Source organism: Enterobacter bugandensis, assembly GCF_900324475.1.
GTDB lineage: Bacteria > Pseudomonadota > Gammaproteobacteria > Enterobacterales > Enterobacteriaceae > Enterobacter > Enterobacter bugandensis.
On sequence record NZ_LT992502.1, the window covers coordinates 1351250 to 1375564 of the forward strand.

Here is a 24315-nt window from a genome sequence, read left to right on the forward strand (position 1 = left end):
CGACCCCCGGTTAAAAAAAGCGACCGCCTCTGACAGAAGAGGCGGTTATTCAATTACAGACCTTTGATGTTCTCAGCTTCTAACTCGTTGAAGTATTTCAGCGTTTTCACCTTCAGCTCCATCGTGGACGGTTCGTCGCAGACGATGACTGATTTTGGATGCAGCTGCAGGCAGCTGATGGTCCACATGTGGTTAACGTTGCCTTCAACGGCTGCCTGGAGCGCCTGCGCTTTCACGCCGCCCAGTACCAGAATCATCACCTCTTCGGCATCCAGCAGGGTGCCTACGCCAACGGTCAGGGCGTATTTTGGAACCTGGTTCACGTCACCGTCAAAGAAGCGGGAGTTTGCCACGCGGGTGTCATGGGTCAGCGTTTTAATACGGGTACGGGAAGCCAGAGAAGAAGCTGGTTCGTTGAACGCGATATGACCATCGTTGCCCACGCCACCCATGAACAGGTGGATTTTACCGTAAGAACGGATTTTCTCTTCGTACTGACGGCATTCTGCGTCAATATCAGGCGCATTTCCATTCAGCAGGTTAATATTTTCAGCTGGGATATCAACGTGATCAAAGAAATTGCGGTGCATGAAGCTATGGTAGCTTTCAGGATGCTCCTTTGGCAGGCCGACATATTCGTCCATGTTGAAGGTCACAACGTGTTTAAAGCTAACCTGGCCCGCTTTATGCATTTCAACCAGCGCTTTGTACGCGGTCAGTGGGGTACCACCGGTTGGAAGGCCAAGAACGAAGGGACGATCGGCAGTAGGCTTGAAGGCATTAATACGGTTAACGATATGGCGAGCGGCCCATTTACCGACTTGTTCAGCAGTTGCCAGGGGAATCAGTCTCATTGTTCACCTCAAAGTTTAAGTAGAAGAGTGGGCGGATGGGTATCGGAACCTGATGCTTAAGCGTAACCTGGAACCTTTCAGGCCGGATCAATCCGTCTTGATTTTTTGAATGATAAAATAAGTTTTGGCTGTTAGCCAGTGAAAGGGAGGAGGGAATACGATATTTGGTGACAATAATCACAAAAAATAGGTGTTTAATTTGCGATACGAATTAATTTTTCACACACTCAGACTGCCAGTGAATCATCAACTGTATCTATCGTTCGTGACACAATAAAAACATAGTTTATGCGCGAGTCTTAATAATGGGTCTCGTAGGGGGAATAGGATGAATATTTTAGGTTTTTTCCAGCGCCTCGGTAGGGCTTTGCAGCTCCCTATCGCCGTGCTACCGGTTGCAGCGTTGCTGCTGCGATTCGGGCAACCCGATCTTCTTAACGTGCCGTTTATTGCCCAGGCAGGCGGCGCCATTTTTGACAACCTTGCGCTGATCTTCGCCATCGGCGTGGCGTCAAGCTGGTCAAAAGACAGCGCCGGTGCTGCGGCACTGGCAGGGGCGGTAGGTTACTTCATCCTCACGAAAGCGATGGTAACCATCAACCCGGAAATCAACATGGGTGTACTGGCGGGTATCATTACCGGTCTGGTCGGTGGTGCCGTGTACAACCGCTGGGCGGGTATCAAACTGCCTGACTTCCTGAGCTTCTTCGGCGGTAAACGTTTTGTGCCAATTGCGACGGGCTTTTTCTGTCTGATCCTGGCAGCTATCTTTGGCTACGTCTGGCCGCCGGTGCAGCATGCTATCCATGCGGGCGGCGAGTGGATTGTTTCTGCGGGTGCAGTGGGCTCAGGTATCTTTGGCTTTATCAACCGTCTGCTGATCCCAACCGGTCTGCATCAGGTGCTGAACACCATCGCCTGGTTCCAGATTGGTGAGTTCACCAATGCTGCGGGCACCGTATTCCACGGCGACATCAACCGCTTCTATGCGGGTGACGGCACCGCGGGTATGTTCATGTCTGGCTTCTTCCCAATCATGATGTTTGGTCTGCCGGGCGCTGCACTGGCAATGTACCTGGCTGCGCCAAAAGCGCGTCGCCCAATGGTTGGCGGCATGCTGCTGTCCGTTGCGATTACCGCGTTCCTGACCGGTGTAACCGAGCCGCTGGAATTCCTGTTCATGTTCCTGGCGCCGGTGCTGTACCTCATGCATGCGGTCCTGACCGGTATCAGCCTGTTTGTGGCGACCCTGCTGGGCATCCATGCTGGCTTCTCCTTCTCTGCAGGCGCGATCGACTACGTGTTGATGTACAACCTGCCGGCGGCAAGCAAGAACGTCTGGATGCTGGTGGTAATGGGTCTGGTCTTCTTCGTCATCTACTTCGTGCTGTTCACTGCGGTTATTCGTATGTTTAACCTCAAAACACCAGGCCGCGAAGATACCAAAGACGAAGTGGTCACCAACGAAGCCAACAGCAATACCGAAGAGGGTCTGACTCAGTTGGCGACCAGCTATATCGCTGCTGTCGGTGGGACTGACAACCTGAAAGCGATTGACGCCTGTATCACCCGTCTGCGTCTGACGGTGGGTGACTCGGCGCGCGTAAGCGACGCAATGTGTAAACGCCTTGGTGCATCGGGCGTGGTTAAACTGAACAAACAAACTATCCAGGTTATCGTAGGCGCCAAAGCGGAATCCATTGGCGACGAAATGAAGAAAGTGGTTGCCCGTGGCCCGGTCGCGGCGGCATCAGCCGACAGCGCACCTGCGTCGACGGCTGCCCCGGTTGCGAAGCCGCAGGCCGTGCCTAACGCCGTGACGGTGGCCGCGCTGGTCTCTCCGGTAACGGGTGACGTGGTTGACCTTGAGCAGGTGCCTGACGAAGCGTTCGCCAGCAAAGCGGTCGGTGACGGCGTGGCGGTGAAACCAACGGGCAAAACCGTTGTGTCTCCGGCGGCAGGCACCATCGTGAAAATCTTCAACACCAACCACGCGTTCTGCCTCGAAACCGAAAAAGGCGCGGAGATCGTTGTCCATATGGGGATCGATACCGTAGCGCTGAACGGTCAGGGCTTTACTCGCCTGGTGGAAGAGGGGGCCGAAGTGGTGGCAGGTCAGCCGATTCTGGAAATGGATCTGGACTTCCTGAACGCCAACGCGCGCTCGATGATTAGTCCGGTCGTGTGCAGCAACATCGACGACTTTAGCGGTCTGGTACTCCAGGCTAAAGGTCAGGTGGTTGCGGGTCAGACACCGCTGTATGAGATTAAAGGCAAGTAATCGCTCCTGAGTAGAGTCATGCCTTAAGCGGCGGGGGTTATCCTCCGCCGCTTTTTTTATGGGTAACGTTTTTTCCGTGACATAAAGGTTGTCTCTTCGTCCGGCTTATAAGATCATATGTCGTTATACGTTGTTTACGCTTTGAGGAATCCACGATGAGTGAGGCAGAAGCCCGCCCGAGTAACTTTATTCGTCAGATCATCGATGAAGATCTGGCCAGTGGTAAGCACACCACGGTACATACGCGTTTCCCGCCGGAGCCGAACGGCTACCTGCACATTGGTCACGCGAAATCGATCTGCCTGAACTTTGGCATTGCGCAAGACTACCAGGGGCAGTGCAACCTGCGTTTCGATGACACCAACCCAGTAAAAGAAGACATCGAATACGTTGAGTCCATTAAAAACGACGTGCAATGGCTGGGCTTCAACTGGTCTGGCGATATCTGCTACTCCTCTGACTATTTTGATCAGCTGTATGCCTACGCGGTGGAGCTGATCAACAAAGGTCTGGCATACGTTGACGAGCTGTCTGCGGACGAAATCCGCGAGTATCGCGGTACGCTGACTGCACCAGGCAAAAACAGCCCGTTCCGCGATCGCAGCGTGGAAGAGAACCTGGCGCTGTTTGAAAAAATGCGTGCCGGTGGCTTCGAAGAAGGTAAAGCGTGCCTGCGTGCCAAAATCGATATGGCGTCGCCGTTTATCGTGATGCGCGATCCGGTGCTGTACCGCATTAAGTTCGCAGAACACCACCAGACCGGCAACAAGTGGTGCATCTACCCGATGTACGACTTCACCCACTGCATCAGCGATGCGCTGGAAGGCATCACCCACTCGCTGTGTACGCTGGAGTTCCAGGATAACCGTCGTCTGTACGACTGGGTGCTGGATAACATCACCATTCCTGTGCATCCGCGTCAGTACGAGTTCTCTCGTCTGAATCTGGAATACACCGTGATGTCCAAGCGTAAGCTGAACCTGCTGGTGACCGACAAGCACGTTGAAGGCTGGGACGACCCGCGCATGCCGACCATCTCCGGCCTGCGTCGTCGTGGTTACACTGCCGCTTCTATTCGTGAGTTCTGCAAACGTATCGGCGTGACCAAGCAGGACAACACCATCGAAATGGCGTCTCTGGAATCCTGCATTCGTGAAGATCTTAACGAAAACGCCCCGCGCGCGATGGCCGTTATCGATCCGGTGAAACTGGTGATTGAAAATTACCCGCAGGGTGGAAGCGAGCTGGTCTCTATGCCTAACCATCCGAATAAACCGGAAATGGGAAGCCGCGACGTGCCGTTCAGCGGTGAGATCTGGATCGACCGTGCTGACTTCCGTGAAGAAGCCAATAAGCAGTACAAGCGTCTGGTGTTGGGTAAAGAAGTTCGTCTGCGTAACGCCTACGTCATCAAAGCCGAGCGCGTAGAGAAAGATGCTGAAGGTAACATTACCACCATCTTCTGTTCGTACGATGCTGAGACGCTGAGCAAAGATCCGGCAGACGGCCGCAAGGTGAAAGGCGTGATCCACTGGGTGAGCGCTTCCCACGCGCTGCCGGTAGAAATTCGTCTGTACGATCGTCTGTTTAGCGTACCTAACCCGGGTGCGGCTGAAGACTTCCTGGCGACCATCAACCCGGAATCTCTGGTGATCAAGCAGGGTTATGCGGAGCCATCGCTGAAAGCCGCTGAAGCGGGCAAAGCGTTCCAGTTCGAGCGTGAAGGTTACTTCTGCCTGGACAGCCGTTACAGCACGGCAGAAAAACCGGTATTTAACCGTACCGTAGGTCTGCGTGATACCTGGACCAAGATCGGCGAATAATAACGTTGCACTGGTCAATGAGAAACAAACGCCGCTTATAGCGGCGTTTTTTTATTTAATGATCATATCGTTAAAGTAGGCCCGTAATTAGGCCAGCTAAAATTTTGGTCAATGCGGTGCTACTTATTTTTAAAAAAAGTTTGTCTGTTTCATAAAATGGAGAATAAAGACAAATACGGGTTTTATTACGATCTGATACGCTGAAATTACCGGCTCTACCCCCGCCACACCTCGCATCCGGCCAAATGTTACAAAGCACTACCAATTATGTGCACTTCGTCATAATCCTGACTTTTGCCCACTGAAAAGCATTGATAATTCGCGTCGCGAAAAATAACCTAAAGACGGTAGTTAATTCGAGGGTATTTATAACTACCCCTGGCCTTTTGGTCTTTTATATTTTCGCCGTTTAAGGCGTTTTAATTCGTCAAAGAGGAATAATCTATGCGTACGTTCAGTGGCAAACGTAGTGCGCTGGCGCTGGCTATTGCCGGTGTGACAGCAATGTCGGGCCTGGTGGTGACACCAGAGGCAAAAGCAGCAGGTTTCATCGAAGATTCTACCCTCACTGGCGGTATTTATTACTGGCAGCGCGAACGTGACCGTAAAGATGTCACAGAAGATAAATACAAAACCAACCTCTCTCACTCTACCTGGAACGCCAACCTGGACTTCCAGTCAGGCTACGCCGCCGATATGTTCGGTCTGGATATTGCCGCGTTTACGGCGATTGAAATGGCTGAAAATGGCGACAGCGGCCACCCGAACGAAATTGCCTTCTCCTCCAGTAATAAAGCCTATGACGAAGACTGGTCAGGGGATAAAAGCGGTATCAGCCTTTATAAGGCCGCAGCGAAATTCAAATACGGCCCGGTATGGGCGCGTGGGGGCTATATTCAGCCAACCGGCCAGACGCTGTTAGCGCCGCACTGGAGCTTTATGCCTGGTACCTATCAGGGGGCAGAAGCCGGGGCTAATTTTGACTACGGTGATGCAGGTGCGTTGAGCTTCTCCTATATGTGGACCAACGAGTACAAAGCGCCGTGGCACATTGAGATGGACAAGTTCTACCAGAACGATAAGAAAACCAAAGTCGATTACCTCCACTCGCTGGGCGCGAAGTACGATTTCAAAAACGATCTGGTTCTGGAAGCCGCATTTGGTCAGGCGGAAGGCTATATCGATCAGTATTTTGCTAAAGCCAGCTACAAATTTGATATCGCCGGTAGTCCGCTGAGCACTAGCTACCAGTTCTACGGTACGCGCGATAAGGTCAGCGATGGCAGCGTAAACGACATTTATAACGGCACCGCGTGGCTGCAGGCGTTAACCTTCGGCTATAAGGTCGGTCAGGTTGATTTGCGTCTGGAAGGCACATGGGTGAAGGCTGAAGGGCAGCAGGGCTACTTCCTGCAGCGTATGACGCCGACCTATGCCTCATCCAACGGTCGTCTGGATATCTGGTGGGATAACCGCTCAGACTTCAACGCCGACGGCGAGAAAGCGGTCTTCTTCGGCGCCATGTATGACCTGAAAAACTGGAACCTGCCGGGCTGGGCGGTGGGCGCTTCTTACGCTTACGCCTGGGATGCAAAACCAGCAGACATGGCGACGCCGGATGCGTACTACGATCCAAACTATCGCCTGAAAGAGTCCTCCTACAGCCTGGATGCTATCTACACCCTGCAGGATGGCCGCGCGAAAGGCACGATGTTCAAGCTGCACTTTACGCAGTATGACAACCACTCCGATATCCCAAGCTATGCGGGCGGTTACGGCAACATCTTCCAGGATGAACGTGACGTCAAATTCATGGTTATCGCCCCATTCACCATCTTCTGATGAGCACACCGGCGGGCTGAGTCCCGCCGGTCTGGAGACTGCATATGATGAAAAAAATCGTAATCGTCGCGCTGATGGCATCAGGGCTGGTGGCGTGTGTTCAGACTCAGGCGCCGAAAGAGGACGCCCGTCTGAAGGAGGCGTATAGCGCCTGTATTAATACCGCGGAAGGATCGCCTGAGAAAATTGAAGCCTGCCAGAGCGTGCTAAATGTGTTAAAGAAAGAGAAAGCGCATGAGGCGTTCGCGACGCAGGAGAATGTTCGCGTGATGGATTATCAGGCCTGCATTCAGGCACGTAAAACCGGTAACGATCAGGAAGTGGCGAAGCGTTGCGATAAAATCTGGAACGAGATACGCAATAACAACAAATAAGTTGCTCTACGCCCGGTGCACTTTGCTTACCGGGCTTTTTTCAGGCAAAAAAAAGCCAACCTTACGGCTGGCTCAGAGTATGAACGCTAACTTATTTTGTGTCGTGAGCGTGTTCATTCTCGCGGCAATCCCCTTCAGCGCAGTGACCGTAAAGGTACAGGCTGTGGTTGGTCAGGCGAATGCCATGACGAGCTGCGATTTCACGCTGACGCGCTTCGATGGAATCATCGCTAAATTCAATGACCTTGCCGCAATCGAGGCAGATCAGGTGATCGTGGTGATGCTGCTGGGTCAGTTCGAATACAGATTTACCGCCTTCGAAATTATGACGGGTAACAATGCCCGCGTCATCAAACTGGTTCAGCACGCGATATACGGTGGCCAGCCCAATCTCTTCACCCATGTCGATAAGACGTTTATAAAGGTCTTCCGCACTGACATGGTGATTGTCTGGACCCTGAAGCACTTCCAGGATTTTTAACCGAGGAAGCGTTACTTTCAGGCCAGCCTTCTTTAATGCGGTGTTGTTGTCAGTCATGCGGAATCTGTCCTGTTGCTAAACGATTCACTTCTCTGGGAAGTGACAGAAAATGCACCTGGGATAATGCGTCTCATTATAGAACTGCCATGCCTAAATGAAAACTGCAAGTCTCAGGCAAAGTATGCTTATAAAAACGTGGTATCACCTACAAACTTGCTCAAAGGAAACCACATTTTGCCAGGGAGACATTGTACAGGTCTGGGCGAAAAAGTTAAAAGTTTGTAGCAATTAATTTAATCGGTTTTACCTGGAAAAGGGCGCAACCCGCGTTGCGCCGTAAAAAATCAGGCGTTGAGAATATCGTCCAGATGCAGTTCTTCGCGGATCTGCTTAACCCACTTCTCTACACGCTCTGCGGTCAGTTCTGGCTGACGGTCTTCGTCAATGGCAAGTCCGACAAAATGATCGTCATCGGCCAGGCCTTTAGAGGCTTCGAAGTGGTAACCGGCAGTCGGCCAGTGGCCCACAATAACCGCGCCATTAGGCTCAATGATGTCGCGAATCGTCCCCAGCGCATCACAGAAGTACTCGGCGTAATCTTCCTGATCGCCACAACCGAACAGGGCAACCAGCTTGCCGTTGAAGTCCACCTCTTCCAGCGTCGGGAAGAAATCGTCCCAGTCGCACTGGGCTTCACCATAGTACCAGGTTGGAATACCCAGCAGCAGAATGTCATAGCCCTCGAGATCTTCTTTGCTGCTCTTGGCGATGTCATGCACATCAGCAACGTCTTTACCGAGCTGTTTCTGAATGTTTTTTGCGATATTTTCGGTATTGCCGGTATCACTGCCGAAGAAAATGCCGATGATTGCCATGAGTAAAATAACCTCTTGAAACTTAATGGTATGGTGGCGCAATTCGGCCACGGATAAGGGCAATAATAGCAGAACTGGCAACCCTGCGGAAACCGCTATCGCGCAGGACTGCACTCTGTGCTACATGAAAAGGGCGATAAAGGGGTTTTTCAGACTTATGCCTGGCTGCGCAGCGTCTCGAGTTGGGCGATGAGCATCTCTTCAATAAGCTCGCTGCGGCTGATGTTACGCGCCTCTGCCAGCTCGTTAAGCGCATCGACCGCGTCGGCGTTGAGCTTCAGTTCGACACGCTTAAGCCCACGATTTTTATCGCGTTTAAGCTGATTGCGTTTATTGATACGCAGCTGTTCATCGCGCGAAAGCGGATTCGTTTTCGGTCGTCCCGGTCGACGCTCATTCGCGAACAGATCTAGTGTCGTACGGTCCGTTTGTTCTTTGGCCATGATTATGAGACTTCGGGGGAAACACGCCGCCCTGCTAAAGCCCGGGCGATAAGCGCGCCATCATACATCACCAAAAACGGCACGCCAACGACTGGAAGCCCGTCATCTTCCAGTCGCTCTCTTTTTAATCAATTTGCAGTATCAGCGAGATAGCGGCGAATGGCGCGCAGTACAGCATCAGGTTTTTCCGCATGCACCCAGTGTCCGGCACCGGCAATGACGTGGGCGCGCGCCTGCGGGAATTGTGCCAGCAGCGTGTCGCGGTACGCGTCGGTAATATAAGGAGAGTTACCGCCGCGAATAAAGAGGGCAGGGTGTGGCCAGGTGGGAACGGTTTCCCAGCCCACGATGTTGTTGTACTGGTCCCACAGCACCGGCACGTTAAAACGCCACTGCCCGTCAACAAACGACTTCAAAAGGAACTGCACCACGCCTTCTTCATCAAGATGCTCACGCATAACCGCTGCCGCCTGCTGACGAGTGGAAACGCCAGCTTCGGTTACGGCATTGATCGCCGCGAAAATCTCATCGTGACGGCGAACGTCGTAACCCACAGGCGCAACGTCAATCACCACAAGCCCGGAAATTCGCTCTGGCGCCAGCGCGGTGAGCGCCATAACCGCTTTACCGCCCATTGAATGCCCGATGAGGGTCACCTTCTGCAGGTTGTGCGCGTCCAGCGTATCCAGCAGATCCTGCGCCATTGCCGCATAGGTCATTTCGTCTGAGCGGCCGGAAAGCCCGTGGTTGCGCATATCGACCTGTAAAATATCGTGATCGGTAACCAAATCGCGGGCCAGCACGCCCAGGTTATCCAGGCTGCCAAAAAGTCCATGAACCAGCACGATGGGGGAATTATTGTTCGGCGATTGTGCAGTTTGCGCTCGGGTATTCAATTTCATGGCAAAGTTCTTTTTTTACGTATGTCAGGTTAGGGTATCATGTTGACCATTCTGCCGCCCGGCTGCAAGGTTCCAGTTTAATCTGACTTTTGCCGCCAACCTGGTTTGACGCTATCCGCTGTTGGGATTTGACCTTATAATCCCAATGACTTGTATTCAGATAAGATATCGCACTGGATTAAGATGAAAACAATCGAAGTTGATGACGAACTCTATCAGTATATTGCCAGCCAGACGCGGCATATCGGGGAGAGCGCGTCCGACATTTTACGGCGCATGCTTAAAATTTCCGCCGCTTCACAGCCTGCCACCCCAGTTACCAAAGATGTCGTGTCTCAGCCGAGCGTTGCTGCACAAGCAAAACCTGCCGTGACGCCGGTAAAAGATAAAGTGCGCGCGATGCGCGAACTGCTGCTCTCCGACGAATATGCGGAGCAGAAAAAGGCGGTTAACCGTTTTATGCTGGTGCTGTCTACACTTTACTCCCTGGATAACAAAGCGTTTGCTGAAGCGACCGAGTCGCTGCACGGCCGTACCCGCGTCTATTTCGCGGGCGACGAGCAGACGCTGCTGCAAAATGGCAATCAAACCAAACCTAAACATGTCCCTGGCACTCCGTACTGGGTGATCACCAATACCAATACGGGCCGCAAGTGCAGCATGATTGAACACATCATGCAGTCCATGCAGTTCCCGGCGGAATTGATTGAAAAGGTTTGCGGTACAATTTAACCCTTGCATCATAAGGACCCGGTAATGGCAAATCACAGCCGTGCAGGCCAACCTGCACAACAAAGCGATTTGATTAACGTCGCTCAGCTGACCGCGCAGTATTACGTGCTGAAACCGGTCGTGGGCAACGCAGAACACTCAGTGAAGTTTGGTACATCTGGTCACCGCGGCAGCGCGGCGCGCCACAGCTTTAACGAACCGCACATTCTGGCCATTGCTCAGGCCATTGCGGAAGAGCGCGCTAAAAACGGCGTTACCGGTCCGTGCTACGTGGGCAAAGATACCCATGCGCTGTCTGAACCGGCGTTTATTTCCGTGCTGGAAGTGCTGGCGGCGAACGGTGTTGACGTGATTGTTCAGGAGAACAATGGGTTTACTCCAACACCGGCGGTATCAAACGCGATCCTTGTGCACAATAAAAAAGGTGGCGCGCAGGCTGACGGTATCGTCATCACGCCATCCCACAACCCGCCGGAAGACGGTGGTATCAAATACAACCCGCCTAACGGCGGCCCGGCTGACACTAACGTCACCAAAGTGGTGGAAGATCGTGCAAACGCGCTGCTGGCCGACGGTCTGAAAGGCGTTAAACGTATTTCTCTTGATGAGGCGATGGCTTCCGGCCACGTGAAAGAGCAGGATCTGGTTCAGCCGTTTGTGGAAGGGCTGGCGGATATCGTCGATATGGCGGCGATTCAGAAAGCTGGCCTGAAGTTGGGCGTGGATCCGCTGGGCGGCTCCGGTATTGAGTACTGGAAGCGCATCGCCGAGCACTACAAGCTGGATCTGATCATCGTGAACGATCACGTCGATCAGACCTTCCGCTTTATGCACCTGGACAAAGACGGCGCGATCCGTATGGACTGCTCCTCCGAATGCGCGATGGCGGGCCTGCTGGCGCTGCGCGATAAATTCGACCTGGCGTTTGCTAACGACCCGGACTATGACCGTCACGGCATCGTCACCCCTGCCGGGCTGATGAACCCGAACCACTATCTGGCTGTTGCGATCAACTACCTGTTCCAGCACCGTCCGCAGTGGGGCAAAGAGGTGGCTGTCGGTAAAACGCTCGTCTCTTCTGCGATGATCGACCGCGTGGTGGACGCGCTGGGCCGCAAGCTGGTGGAAGTGCCGGTAGGCTTCAAGTGGTTCGTTGACGGTCTGCACGACGGCAGCTTTGGCTTCGGCGGCGAAGAGAGCGCAGGCGCGTCCTTCCTGCGTTTCGACGGCACCCCGTGGTCAACCGATAAAGACGGCATCATCATGTGCCTGCTGGCGGCGGAGATTACCGCGGTTACCGGTAAAAACCCGCAGGAACATTACAACGAGCTGGCTGCACGCTTTGGTGCACCAAGCTATAACCGTATTCAGGCTGGCGCGACCTCTGCGCAAAAAGCGGCTTTGTCCAAACTCTCTCCGGAGATGGTGAGCGCAAGCACTCTGGCAGGCGATCCGATCACCGCGCGTCTGACGGCGGCACCGGGTAACGGTGCGTCTATCGGCGGCCTGAAAGTGATGACCGAAAATGGCTGGTTCGCCGCGCGTCCGTCCGGTACGGAAGATGCGTACAAGATCTATTGCGAAAGCTTCCTCGGCGCTGAGCATCGCCAGCAGATTGAGAAAGAAGCGGTAGAGATTGTCAGCGAAGTGCTGAAAAACGCATAAGTCGTGTTCTGGTGCGGGCTGATGCCCTCACCCCGGCCCTCTCCCACGGGGAGAGGGAGAAAACACTAAAAACGGCAACCTCAGGGTTGCCGTTTTGCTTTTACCTAACTGTGTTTGTTCTTCAATTCAAATCTCGGCGACACCAGACCGTACAGCGTCCAGCCCATAAAGGTCACTATCGCCCCGTACAGCATCGCCTCCTGGCCAGACGAGTAGAGTGCATAGAAGCTGTATATCGCCCCAACCAGCGCCACGATATTCGCTACTCGCGCTTTGTGCGGATCCACCTTCGCCACCTTCTGAATGATCGCCAGCGCCGCCATCGACAGAATATACGGGATGATGTTCGTCACCACCGCCAGGTTGACCAGCACGTTGAACTGGCTGTTCAGCGACGGGCTGATGGTCATTAGCGATAATCCGCTCTGGAAGATGACAATTGCCAGCATACCCTGCACCGGCGCATCGGCTTTGGTCACGCGGGAGAAGATTTTCGGGAAATAGCCTTCATCTGCCGAAGATTTAAAAACCTGTGCAATGGTGAACTGCCAGCCAAGCAGCGATCCGCAGCAGGACATCACCATCAACCCCATGATCACTTTCCCGACTTCCGGGGTGAACATCTGCGCAAAGGCCAGTCCGAACGGTGCCGTGGAGTTAGCCAGATCCATGTTTGGCACGATCCCCGCTATCACGTTGGTTGAAACGATATAGATCACCGCCGCGCCCAGCGTCCCGCCGAGAACCGCAATCGGCACGTTCTTCTCCGGGTTTTCCACCACTTCCGCATTTGCGCAGGCGGATTCCAGGCCAAGGAAAGCCCAGAGCGTCATGGCGATAGACGAGCCCACGGCAGTGAAGAACGGCACATGGTGCGGGTTCCAGGAGTTGGCGTACAGCGTCGGGCTAAACCAGAACCAGCCGATGATGCACAGACCGACCACCGGGATGATCACGCCCCAGACGGTAATGCTGCTGAGCTGTCCGGTGATGCGCGCGCCGCCAAAGTTGGCGACGGTACAGATCCACAGCACGCCGATCGTCGCCAGCCCAATTTGCACCGGGCTGAGCGTCGCGCCAAACAGCTCCGTACCGTAGCCCACGGCGGAGATGGCAATCGCCACGTTGGCGATCAGCAGCGACACCCCATAGGTATAGTTCGCCATAAAGTTGCCGGACTTGCCGAAGGCGTACTCGGCATATCCGCCCATGCCGCCTGACTTGCGGCTGAACATCCCGCACTTGGCAAACGCCCACGCCAGCGCCATCGATCCGACAGCCGTCACCAGCCAGGAGATGATAGAGATGGTCCCCACCTCGGCAAGCTTGGTGGGCAGCATGATAATCCCGGAGCCCATCATGTTAACCATGGTGAGGATAGTCAGCTGCACCACGCCCATCTTATTCGACTTGCTCATAATTTTTCTCCTTTCAGCAGCGATGGCTGAGCAGCGGATTGTTTGATGACGTAGCAGCGAACCTGTTTGCGACCGTCACACTCCTCGACGTACACGCCCTGCAGCTCCGGCGCGAAGCCCGGCAGCAGGTTGATGCCTTCTTCCAGCGCGGCAAAGTAGCGCAGCACGGAACCGCCCCAGACTTCCCCTGGAACCACGCACAGTACCCCCGGTGGGTAAGGGAGCGCACCTTCGGCGGCGATGCGGCCTTCCGCGTCGCGCAGGGAGACCAGCTCGACCTCACCGCGCAGGTAGGCGTAGTTCGCCTCTTGCGGGTTCATCATCACGCGCGGGAAGTGAGACTTGCGGAACATCTCTTTTTGCAGCTGCTTCACGTTATGGCGGGCGTACAGATCGTGCATTTCCTGGCAGATCTGGCGCAGGGTGTAACCCGCGTAACGTTCCGGATGCTGTTTGTAGAGGGAGGGCAGGACGTCTTTCAGCGGCACATCGCTCTCAAGCAGTTTTTCGAAGTGCACCAGTTGGGCGACCAGCTGCTGCAGCTTGCCCATGTCCTCCGCAGGGGTAAGCAGGAACAGGATCGAGTTGAGATCGCATTTTTCCGGCACGATGCCGTTTTCACGCAGGAAGTTGGCGAGAATGGTGGCGGGCACGCCGAAGTCGTCATACTCCCCGGTGCGGGCGTTAATGCCCGGCGTGGTCAGCAGCAGCTTGCACGGGTCGATAAAATACTGATGCTCAGCGTAGCCTTCAAAAGCGTGCCAGCGTTCACCCGGTACGAAATGGAAGAAGCGCAGATCGGTTGCAATCTCTGCCGTGTCCCAGCTTTCCCACGCGCGGCCATCCACCGTCGCGGGCACAAATGGACGAATAAATCGGCAGTTCTCCAGGATCAGCTTGCGCGCCTCAATGCCCGTCACCACGCAGTCCATCCACATGTTGCGGCCGCTTTGCCCCTCATGCATGCGGGCGTTAATGTCCAGCGCGGCAAACAGCGGATAAAACGGGCTGGTGGAGGCGTGCATCATAAAGGCATTGTTGAGCCGCTTATGTGGGACATAGCGCTGCTGGCCTTTGATGTGGCTGTCCTTCTTGTGAATTTGCGAGGTTTGCGAGAAGCCCGCCTGCTGTTTATGCACGGACTGGGTGACCAGAATCCCCGGATCGTTTTCGTTCAGCTCCAGCAGCAGCGGCGAGCAGTCGGCCATCATCGGAATAAACTGCTCGTAACCCACCCAGGCCGAGTCAAACAGGATGTAATCACACAGGTGCCCAATCTTATCCACCACCTGACGGGCGTTGTAGATGGTGCCATCGTAGGTGCCCAGCTGGATCACCGCCAGACGGAACGGACGCGCATCGCGTGCACGGCCAGGCGCCACCTCTGCCACCCGTTCACGCAGGTAGCTCTCCTCAAAGCAGTGCGCGTCAATGCCGCCGATAAAGCCGTACGGGTTGCGCGCGGTTTCCAGATAGACCGGCGTTGCGCCAGCCTGGAGGAGGGCACCGTGGTGGTTAGATTTGTGGTTGTTACGGTCGAACAGCACCAGATCGCCTGGGGTGAGCAGGGCGTTAAGCACCACTTTGTTGGACGACGAGGTGCCATTCAGCACGAAGTAGGTCTTATCGGCGTTAAAGACTTTTGCCGCATGCTGCTGGGCAATGCACGGTGCGCCTTCGTGGATCAGCAGATCCCCCATCGCCACGTCGGCGTTGCACAGATCGGAGCGGAACAACGTCTCGCCAAAGAAATCGACAAACTGATTGCCGGCAGGATGACGGCGGAAAAACTGCCCGCCCTGATGCCCCGGGCAGTCAAACGCGCTGTTGCCCTGCTTCACGTAGTCGACAAGGGCGCGGAAAAACGGCGGGCGCAGCTGGGTTTCATACTTCTGCGCGGCCGCTTCCAGCTGGCGTCCATAAAAGTCTTTGCTGGTGTCTGAATGCTCAAATACGCCGTGAATGCGCGATAAATAATCTGTCGGGATGATCTCTTCTTTGTGCGTCGCCACAAATACGGGAATGCCAAAACCGGTAGCTTCTATTTCTTCCAGGATACCGCTGGCAATATCCGTGACCGCCAGAACAATGGCTGCAACATCAATATAATCAGAAGCGCGGACATCCACCACTTCACGCTGGGTAGTAAAGCAGTCCGGACATGCACGGCTGGCTGCGATTTTTAAATTTTTCATCTTTCTCTCTTTATTTTAGGTAATAAGCGTCCCTCGATTTCTTGCAAGAAAGAAATCGATAATTTTCCGGAAAAAAAGCAATGGGTAGCCGCTGATTAAAATCAGTGAATTGCTTTTTTGATGATTGAAATTCAGTTCGCCCGGTGCGGATTAGTCTGAATCAAGATGAATGAGCGCACGAGTTCACAGGCAATTGCCTGTAAGTTAAGGTGTTTCATGATAACCTGTAAGCGAGTGCGCCAGAAGTCGAAGGACTACCGGGCATTAAAGAGATGAAAGTCAAAGCAGTTTCGGTGGGCAAACATCATAATATGCGTTGTCCGCCTTATATGGGGCATTAAGCGATTGTTGTTTTCCATGTTTCATTTTCCTTTCAGTAATTGAAAGCATGGTCATTTTATCCAGGCAAAGGCGATTAACCGTGAAGCAGATCACCATTAACCGATCATTTCAGAAATAATTAGTCGTTTTTGATGAATAATGCAGATCAAAATTCTGAATTGTTAGTGTCACGTTAATAGATTGTGTTGTGAATGTTTGATGCGAGCGTAAATAATCAAAAAAATAACGGTTGGGATATTTGTGAAATATTTTCTGAGAGGTTTCGTTTTTATTTAAAAATAAATTGAATAGTTATTCAAAGCATAAACCGATAACCGATACCGGTTTCAGTTAATAAATGACGGGGGCGCGCGGGGTCAACTTCAAGTTTCTGGCGAAGATGTCCCATATATATGCGTAAATAGTGACTATGCTCCACCGCGTTGGGTCCCCACACCTGACTTAACAGCTGGCGCTGGGTGAGTACTTTACCGTGATTATTAAGCAGCACGGCGAGCAGGCGAAACTCGATTGGCGTGAGATGGATTTCTTCTTCACCGCGCACAATACGCCGCGCGGCCAGATCAACCCGGATATCCCCAAACGTGTAGGTTGGGTCAGCAGGCGTGGTTGCGCTGTGGCGGCGCAGGGCCACGCGCAGGCGAGCCTGTAGCTCGCCGATACCAAAAGGTTTTATCAGATAGTCGTCCGCCCCGGCATCCAGCGCGGCGATTTTATCCGTCTCTTCAGTACGGGCGGAGAGCACCAGAATAGGCATCTGGCTCCACTGACGTACCTCGCGGATAAAATCGATGCCGTCACCGTCCGGCAGGCCAAGATCGAGGATCACCAGGTCCGGCTTGCGGGTCGCGGCTTCAATTAGCCCCCGCTGAAGCGTACCCGCATCATGAACGCGCAGACCATCGCCTTCCAGCGCTGCGCGCAGAAACCGGCTAATGGCGATCTCATCTTCAACAATCAGAACGTTGATCACAAATCCTCTGGTAATTCATTCAGTTCCGGCGGGGTTTCCAGAGGAAGTGTAACACAAAAACGCGCGCCGCCTTCCGGACGATTCTCCGCGAAAATGGTTCCGCCATGAACATCAATTATTGCCTGACAAATCGCCAGCCCCAGCCCCACGCCCGGGATGGCAGACTCCTTATTGCCGCGTGCGAATTTTTCGAAAATAGCCATCTCCTGTCCGGCAGGAATGCCCGGCCCGGTATCCCAGACGTCAAGACGAAGCGTGCCATCGACCACCGTCGCATCCACCCCAATCCGGGCGCTGGGACCCGCATATTTGCCGGCGTTTTCCAGCAGATTAATTAACACTCGTTCAAACAGCGGACCGTCGACGTGAATTAACGTCAGGGGCTCGGGCATGTTCAGCGCAATATGCCGCCCACCGAGGCCGGGTTCGAGCATTTTCAGCGCGCTGCCCACCACCTCTTCAAGCGTGAGCCACTCTTTTTTGAGGTTAAAACCGCCTGACTGGATCCGCGCCATATCGAGCAGGTTATTCACCAGACGCGTGGTATTGAGCACGTGCTGACGGATTTCGCTGGCCTGCATGGCGTGTTTTGAACCTTCCGCTGCCAGGTCCAGCGTCAGGATTTCCGACTGGCCAAACAGGACGGTAAGAGGTGTGCGCAGGTCGTGTGATAGCGCCGCCAGCAGCGAGTTACGAATGCTTTCGCGCTCGCTTGCCAGCCGGGCCTGCTCTTCGCTGGCGGTGAGGGCCAGCCTTTCCAGCGCGCTGGCAACCAGCAGCGTAAAGGTCTCCAGCAGTCGCTGTTGTTCGGGGATCATCAGCTGGCGCAGATTAGAGGGCTCCACGATAACCAGCCCCAGGTTTTTATCGGCGCTGCGCAGGGGCAGAATTTGATAGGGCACGCCGGGCAGGGTGTCGGTCCCTGCACCCGCCGGTAGCCCTTTATCAAAGCTCCAGCGGGCGATGGCTTCGTCCCAGGGCGTCATGCCCGAGGCCGACGTCAGCGGGCGCAGCTTGCCGTGATCGTCCGGGAGTAAAATCAGGTTGCTGGCATGAAAGGTCGAGCGAATAAACTGCTCGCTGGTCTGCACAATATCCAGCGGCGTGCGGCCTACCGCCAGCGATTTCGACATCTCATAAAGATGCCGCGTGCGCTGTTCGCGATAGCGGGCGATACGCGCCTGGTAGCGCACGCCAGCCGTTAAGTTCCCGATCACCAGCCCGACGGTAAGCATCACGGCGAAGGTGAGGATGTACTGTACGTCCGAGACGGCGAGCGTCCCGCGGGGGGCAATAAAGAACAGATCGAAGCTGATGACGTTAATAACCGTCGCCAGTACCGACGGCCAGCGTCCGTAAAAGAGCGCCACCACTACCACGCCCAGCAGGTAGATCATCACAAGGTTGGCCGCGTCGAAGGCAATCAGCCATTTGCTGGCGATTATAGTGATCAGGGCGCAGAGCACGACGGCGACAAGGCAGCCGCGGAGCTGAATGCGCCATTTATCGCTGAAGGCCCGGCTGTCCGGCGCGCGGCTGGGGAGGGGAGCAGGTTTATCGTCCAGCGCCACGATCACCAGGTCCAGATCCGGCGCGCGGCGGGCCAGTTTGTCGGCAAAGGATTCGCGGCTAAACCAGCGGCGATGCTGGCGGCGGCCAATGACAATTTTCCCCAGGTTATGCTCCCGCGCGTAGCGCAGAATGGCCTTATCTTCCTGCGGATCGGAAAGGGTAGCGGTTTCGGCACCCAGCTCCTGCGCCAGGCGCAGCGAGCTCAGGATCGCGCGGCGCTGATTTTCGGGCAGAGCGTGCAGCTGCGGTGTTTCGACATACACCGCATGCCAGACGCTGCCAAATTTGGCCGCCAGGCGCGCAGCGGTGCGGACCAGTTTTTCATTGCCGCTGCCGTGGCCCACGCACAGCAGAATAGCATCCCGCGTGTGCCAGACGCGCTCCTGTCCCTGCAGGTCGCGCCAGGCGCGCATCTGATCGTCAACGCGATCGGCAGTACGCCGCAGGGCCAGCTCGCGCAGGGCAATCAGGTTACCTTTGCGGAAGAAATGTTCGATGGCGCGCTCGGCCTGGCCGGCAATATAAACCTTGCCTTCGTGCAGGCGCTGGCGCAAATCGTCAGGAGGCAGGTCAACCAGCACCACCTCATCGGCAGAATCAAAGAACGGGTCGGGCACCGTCTCGCGCACCTGAATGCCGGTCACGCCGCTGACCACGTCGTTCAGGCTTTCAAGATGCTGAACGTTAACCGTCGTGAACACATCAATGCCGGCCTCGAGCAGCTCTTCAACATCCTGCCAGCGTTTGGGATGGCGTGAGCCTGGCGCATTGCTGTGCGCCAGTTCGTCCATCAGGATAAGGGCAGGGCGGCGCGCGAGGGCGGCATCAATATCAAACTCCGTAACTAACCGACCACGGTGGCTGATGCGGCGGGGCGGCTGGGTAGCCAGCCCCTTCAGCAGCGATGCCGTCTCTTTGCGTCCGTGGGTTTCAACCACGCCGATCAGAATATCGAGCCCCTGCGCCCGAAGCCGCTGGGCTTCCGTCAGCATGGCGAAGGTTTTCCCGACGCCCGCGCAGGCGCCAAAGAAAATTTTCAGTTTGCCGCGATGGGCTTCAGCCGTCTGTTCAAGCAGCCTGTCCGGATCCGGGCGCATGGGCTCGTCGGTCATTTAGTTTTTCCTTAGCGCGTCCAGCGCCAGATTCAGCTCAACAATATTTACCACGGGCATGCCGATGAAGCTGACCAGCGGCTTTTGCGTGTGCTCTGCCACCAGCTTGCTCACCTGTTCCACGGTCAACTGACGGGCGGCGGCGACGCGCGGGATCTGCCAGGCCACCGCTGCCGGCGTCAGGCTGTAGTCCAGCCCGCTGGCCGAGGCGGTCACCAGCTCTACGGGCACCTCGCGGCTGGCCTGAGGATTGGCGGCACGCAGGGTTGCCACGCGTTCAGCGACGGCTTTGTCCAGCTCCGGGTTGCTGCCCGCCAGGTTACTGCCGCCGGATGCCATCGGATTATACGGGCTTTCGGCAGTGGCGGAAGGGCGTCCCTGGAAGTAGCGAGCATCCGTAAAGTTCTGACCAATCAGGCGTGAACCGCGGTTTTCGCCGTTTTGTATAATCAGCGAGCCGTTGGCCTGATCCTTAAACCACCACTGGCCCAGCGCGGTGGTTACCAGCGGGTACAGCCCGCCGGTAATGAGAGACAGCAGAATAAACAAAAGTATAGCGGGGCGTAACATCGTCATTTGATTCACCTTTTAAACCAGCCCGAACAGGGTCAACAGCAGGTCGATAGCCTTAATACCGATGAAAGGCACCACCAGCCCGCCCAGGCCGTAAATCCACAGGTTGCGGCGCAGCATGGCGGCGGCGGTCAGCGGCTTATAGCTCACGCCCTTCAGCGCCAGCGGAATAAGAAAGACAATGATCAGGGCGTTGAAAATCACCGCGCTCAGAATGGCCGATGCCGGAGAGTGCAGGTGCATCACGTTCAGCGCATTGAGCTGCGGGTAGGTGGCCGCAAAGGCCGCCGGGATAATGGCGAAATACTTCGCCACGTCGTTGGCGATACTGAAGGTGGTCAGCGAACCGCGCGTCATCAGCATCTGTTTGCCGATGTGCACTACCTCAATTAGCTTGGTCGGGTTAGAGTCGAGGTCGACCATGTTGCCCGCCTCTTTTGCCGCCTGGGTACCGGAGTTCATCGCCACCGCCACGTCGGCCTGCGCCAGGGCAGGGGCATCGTTGGTACCGTCACCCGTCATCGCCACCAGACGACCTTCCGCCTGATACTGACGAATCAACGCCAGTTTCGCTTCCGGCGTGGCTTCGGAAAGGAAATCATCCACGCCCGCTTCGGCGGCAATCGCCGCGGCGGTAAGACGGTTATCCCCGGTGATCATCACCGTTTTAATGCCCATTTTACGCAGCTGGGCAAAGCGCTCTTTAATGCCGCCTTTGACGATATCTTTCAGGGCAATTACGCCCAGCACGTTCGCGCCTTCTGCCACCACCAGCGGCGTGGCCCCCTGACGGGCTACGCTTTCGACCAGGTTGTCCACTTCAGGCGGGAAGTGGCCATTGTTGGCCTCAATGTGGCGACGGATGGCGTCAACAGAGCCTTTACGGATCATGCGATCCTGAATGTTAATCCCGCTCATTCGGGTTTGCGCCGTAAACGGCACGAAGGTGGCATGCAGGCTCTGAACGTCGCGCTGGCGCAGGTTAAAGCGCTGCTTGGCGAGGATCACGATACTGCGGCCTTCCGGGGTTTCATCGGCAAGCGAGGAGAGCTGTGCCGCATCCGCCAGCGTTTTTTCATCCACGCCCGGGGCGGGTAAGAATTCGGACGCCTGGCGGTTACCGAGGGTAATGGTCCCGGTTTTATCCAGCAGCAAGACATCCACGTCACCGGCGGCTTCAACCGCACGCCCGCTGGTGGCGATAACGTTGGCACCGAGCATACGGCTCATGCCGGCCACGCCGATGGCCGACAGCAGGCCGCCGATGGTGGTGGGGATCAGGCAGACCAGCAGCGCCACCAGTACGGTGATGGTGACCGGAGTGCCGCCATAGGCGGAAAATGGCCACAGCGTCGCGGTTGCCAGCAGGAAGACGATGGTCAAGGCTATCAGCAGGATGGTCAGGGCAATTTCGTTCGGTGTTTTACGGCGTTGAGCGCCTTCCACCATGGCGATCATCCGGTCGAGGAAGGTTTCGCCCGGGTTGACGCTGCACTGGATCACCAGCCAGTCGGAAAGAATGCGCGTCCCACCCGTTACGGAGGCAAAATCACCGCCGGATTCACGGATCACAGGTGCGGATTCCCCGGTAATGGCGCTTTCATCTACCGATGCGCCACCTTCAATAACTTCTCCGTCGCACGGGATGATGTCGCCAGCTTCCACCAGCACCACATCACCTTTACGTAGTTCATCCGCCGGAACGTGGTCCATCTGCGCGCCGTATTTCGGTTCACGTAATTTCCGCGCAAACGCCGTTTTTTTCACCCCTTTCAGGCTGTTGGCCTGCGCTTTACTCCGGCCTTCCGCCAGCGCTTCGGCAAAGTTGGCGAATAGCACGGTAAACCACAGCCACAGGCTGATGGCCCCGGTAAACATCGCGTTTCCCGGCATGTGACCCGTCCCCATGGCAATCGCCAGTGCGGTGGTCAGGACGCTGCCGGCCCAGACGATAAACATCACCGGGTTGTGCCATTGCACGCGCGGGCTCAGCTTTTTGACCGCATCCATAAGCGCCTGACGAACTAACGTCGGTTCGAGCAGGGCCAGTTGTTTACGACTCATGACAAATACTCCGCAAAATCAGCGTAAAGAGAGAGTTTCCGCGACCGGGCCTAACGCGAGGGCGGGGATAAAGGTCAGGGCGCCGACCAGCAACACGGTGCCCGTCAGCAGGCCGATAAACAGCGCGCCGTGGGTCGGTAACGTCCCGGTGGTGGTCGGTTGGATTTTTTTATTTACCAGCGATCCGGCAATCGCCATAACCGGCACAATGATCCCGAAGCGGCCCACGAACATGCAGAACGCCAGCAGACAGTTCCAGAACGGAGAGTTGGCGCTTAAGCCTGCAAAGGCACTACCGTTGTTGTTGGCGGCCGAGGAGACGGCATACAGCACTTCGCTAAAGCCGTGAATGCCCGGATTAAAGATGCCGCTGCGTCCGGCCTCGGTCATCAGGGCCAGCGCGGTGCCGAGCAGCACAAGCGCCGGGGTGACCAGAATCGCCAGCGCGGTTAGTTTCATCTCGCGAACGTCGATTTTTTTACCGAGGTATTCCGGGGTGCGGCCAATCATCAGACCGGCAATAAATACCGCCAGCAGTACGAACAGCAGCATGCCGTAAAGACCGGAGCCCACGCCGCCAAACACCACTTCGCCAATCTGCATCAGCCACATCGGGATCATGCCACCCAGCGCCGTAAAGGAATCGTGCATGGCGTTGACCGCCCCGCACGAGGCCGCCGTGGTGACCACCGCATACAGGCTGCTGGCGAGAATGCCAAAGCGGCTCTCTTTACCTTCCATGTTGATATTGCTGTCAGCTCCCAGCTGCATGAAATGGCTGTTGCCGTTCCATTCCGCCCACATCACCAGCGCTACGCAGACCACAAAGATCAGCGACATGGTCCAGAGCAGTGTGCGGCCCTGACGGCGATCGTTGACCACATCACCAAAGGCGAAACAGAGCGCTGCGGGGATCAAGAAGATCGCCAGCATCTGCACAAAATTGGTCAGGGCGGTAGGGTTTTCAAACGGATGCGACGAGTTGGCGTTGAAGAAGCCGCCGCCGTTGGTGCCGAGCATCTTGATGGCTTCCTGCGACGCCACTGGCCCCATCGGCAGGATCTGTTTTGCTCCTTCAAGCGAAGTATACGGGGCGTAAGGCAGCAGGTTTTGCAGGGTGCCCTGCTGAATAAAGAACAGCGCGATAAGCAGCGCAATCGGCAGCAGGATCCACAGCGTAATGCGCGTCAGATCCACCCAGGCGTTACCCAGGGTACCGATTTTCTGACGTGCAAACGCGCGCGTCAGCGCGAAAATTACCGCGATACCGCTGGCGGCAGAGAGGAAGTTCTGCACGGTTAATCCAGCCATCTGGCTGAAATAGCTGAGCGTGGTTTCACCGGCATAGGACTGCCAGTTGGTGTTAGTGACAAAACTGACCGCCGTGTTCAGCGCAAGATGCCAGGACAGGCCCGGTAACTCTTGCGGATTCAGCGGCAGGATGCCCTGCAGCATCAGCATGGCAAAAAGCGCAATGAGCCCAACGATATTCAGCAGCAGAATGGCGATCAGATATTCACGCCAGTTCATCTCCCGATCGACTATCCCCAGTACGCGCCAGATCCCTTTTTCAACGCTTCCCGTGCCGGGCAGGGGGACGTTGTTGATCAATCGCGCCAGTCCCGTTCCCAGCGGCCTTGCCAGGACGAACAATACCACTAAGAAGCTGGCAATAAGCAAAAACGCCTGAGCAGCCATCAGAATGCCTCCGCGTTAATCAGGGCATAGACCAGATAACCCAATAACAGGAACACCAGCACGATGCCGGCAATAAGACCTGCACTCACAATCCAC

At 55.5% G+C, this 24315-nt stretch carries 20 protein-coding genes; 6 read left to right on the forward strand and 14 right to left on the reverse strand.

The genetic code is table 11. The features are described from left to right. Positions 1-53: 53 nt before the first annotated feature. Positions 54-854 carry a glucosamine-6-phosphate deaminase gene (gene nagB, locus DG357_RS06535; protein WP_028012356.1) on the reverse strand — a complete coding sequence of 267 codons (801 nt, stop codon included), beginning with the start codon at positions 852-854 and terminating at the stop codon, positions 54-56. Positions 855-1182: 328 nt separating this feature from the next. Here nagB and nagE point away from each other — a divergent pair, with 328 nt between their 5' ends. From nagE to chiQ, 4 genes are all read left to right on the forward strand, one after another. Further along, the gene (gene nagE, locus DG357_RS06545; RefSeq protein WP_048957832.1) at positions 1183-3135 is read left to right on the forward strand and encodes a PTS N-acetyl glucosamine transporter subunit IIABC; all 1953 of its coding nucleotides are present in this window, start codon (positions 1183-1185) and stop codon (positions 3133-3135) included. Between the two features lie 155 nt (positions 3136-3290). After that, positions 3291-4958, forward strand: coding sequence for a glutamine--tRNA ligase (glnS, locus tag DG357_RS06550; RefSeq protein WP_041910779.1), 1668 nt, complete (start codon positions 3291-3293; stop codon positions 4956-4958). Between the two features lie 444 nt (positions 4959-5402). Continuing rightward, positions 5403-6800 carry a chitoporin ChiP gene (chiP, locus tag DG357_RS06555; RefSeq protein ID WP_028012359.1) on the forward strand — a complete coding sequence of 466 codons (1398 nt, stop codon included), beginning with the start codon at positions 5403-5405 and terminating at the stop codon, positions 6798-6800. Positions 6801-6847: 47 nt separating this feature from the next. Then, on the forward strand, positions 6848-7174 hold the full coding sequence (chiQ, locus tag DG357_RS06560; RefSeq protein WP_028012360.1) for a ChiQ/YbfN family lipoprotein: 327 nt from the start codon (positions 6848-6850) through the stop codon (positions 7172-7174). A gap of 91 nt (positions 7175-7265) precedes the next feature. On the opposite strand, the gene fur is transcribed toward chiQ, so the two are convergent. The 4 genes from fur to ybfF all read right to left on the reverse strand — a co-directional run bounded on the left by fur (position 7266) and on the right by ybfF (position 9875). Further along, positions 7266-7712, reverse strand: a complete 447-nt coding sequence (fur, locus tag DG357_RS06565; protein WP_028012361.1) for a ferric iron uptake transcriptional regulator — start codon at positions 7710-7712, stop codon at positions 7266-7268. Between the two features lie 287 nt (positions 7713-7999). Next, positions 8000-8530, reverse strand: coding sequence for a flavodoxin FldA (gene fldA, locus DG357_RS06570; RefSeq protein ID WP_008501067.1), 531 nt, complete (start codon positions 8528-8530; stop codon positions 8000-8002). A 155-nt stretch (positions 8531-8685) separates the two neighbouring features. Beyond that, positions 8686-8973: a LexA regulated protein gene (gene ybfE, locus DG357_RS06575; RefSeq protein ID WP_014883017.1), complete on the reverse strand. Its 288-nt coding sequence runs from the start codon at positions 8971-8973 to the stop codon at positions 8686-8688. Between the two features lie 128 nt (positions 8974-9101). Beyond that, positions 9102-9875 carry an esterase gene (gene ybfF / locus DG357_RS06580; protein ID WP_088205152.1) on the reverse strand — a complete coding sequence of 258 codons (774 nt, stop codon included), beginning with the start codon at positions 9873-9875 and terminating at the stop codon, positions 9102-9104. Between the two features lie 183 nt (positions 9876-10058). Between ybfF and seqA the strand changes: the two genes are divergently transcribed. Continuing rightward, complete coding sequence (gene seqA / locus DG357_RS06585; protein ID WP_028012363.1) at positions 10059-10607, forward strand: replication initiation negative regulator SeqA; 549 nt, start codon at positions 10059-10061, stop codon at positions 10605-10607. 24 nt (positions 10608-10631) lie between these two features. After that, positions 10632-12272 (forward strand): phosphoglucomutase (alpha-D-glucose-1,6-bisphosphate-dependent), encoded by a 1641-nt coding sequence (pgm, locus tag DG357_RS06590; protein WP_088205151.1) that lies wholly within the window; start codon positions 10632-10634, stop codon positions 12270-12272. Positions 12273-12376: 104 nt separating this feature from the next. Here pgm and potE read toward each other — a convergent pair whose 3' ends face one another. From potE to kdpF, 9 genes are all read right to left on the reverse strand, one after another. Continuing rightward, positions 12377-13690, reverse strand: a complete 1314-nt coding sequence (gene potE / locus DG357_RS06595) for a putrescine-ornithine antiporter (RefSeq protein WP_045630860.1) — start codon at positions 13688-13690, stop codon at positions 12377-12379. Continuing rightward, the gene (speF, locus tag DG357_RS06600) at positions 13687-15885 is read right to left on the reverse strand and encodes an ornithine decarboxylase SpeF (protein ID WP_088205150.1); all 2199 of its coding nucleotides are present in this window, start codon (positions 15883-15885) and stop codon (positions 13687-13689) included. Before speF ends, potE begins: the two co-directional genes overlap by 4 nt. 254 nt (positions 15886-16139) lie before the next feature. Continuing rightward, entirely contained in the window at positions 16140-16244 is a 105-nt protein-coding gene (gene speFL / locus DG357_RS06605) for a leader peptide SpeFL (RefSeq protein ID WP_003858645.1), read from the reverse strand. Positions 16245-16522: 278 nt separating this feature from the next. Further along, a complete protein-coding gene (kdpE, locus tag DG357_RS06610) occupies positions 16523-17200 on the reverse strand; it encodes a two-component system response regulator KdpE (protein ID WP_008501074.1) in 678 nt (225 codons plus the stop codon). Then, positions 17197-19884 carry a two-component system sensor histidine kinase KdpD gene (gene kdpD / locus DG357_RS06615; RefSeq protein WP_088205149.1) on the reverse strand — a complete coding sequence of 896 codons (2688 nt, stop codon included), beginning with the start codon at positions 19882-19884 and terminating at the stop codon, positions 17197-17199. The genes kdpE and kdpD overlap by 4 nt, the downstream gene beginning before the upstream one ends. Beyond that, a complete protein-coding gene (kdpC, locus tag DG357_RS06620; RefSeq protein ID WP_045261086.1) occupies positions 19885-20460 on the reverse strand; it encodes a potassium-transporting ATPase subunit KdpC in 576 nt (191 codons plus the stop codon). Between the two features lie 12 nt (positions 20461-20472). Continuing rightward, entirely contained in the window at positions 20473-22521 is a 2049-nt protein-coding gene (gene kdpB, locus DG357_RS06625; RefSeq protein ID WP_048957828.1) for a potassium-transporting ATPase subunit KdpB, read from the reverse strand. 18 nt (positions 22522-22539) lie between these two features. Then, entirely contained in the window at positions 22540-24219 is a 1680-nt protein-coding gene (gene kdpA, locus DG357_RS06630; protein WP_088205148.1) for a potassium-transporting ATPase subunit KdpA, read from the reverse strand. Next, positions 24219-24308, reverse strand: a complete 90-nt coding sequence (gene kdpF / locus DG357_RS06635) for a K(+)-transporting ATPase subunit F (RefSeq protein WP_014069365.1) — start codon at positions 24306-24308, stop codon at positions 24219-24221. Before kdpF ends, kdpA begins: the two co-directional genes overlap by 1 nt. Positions 24309-24315: the final 7 nt, after the last annotated feature.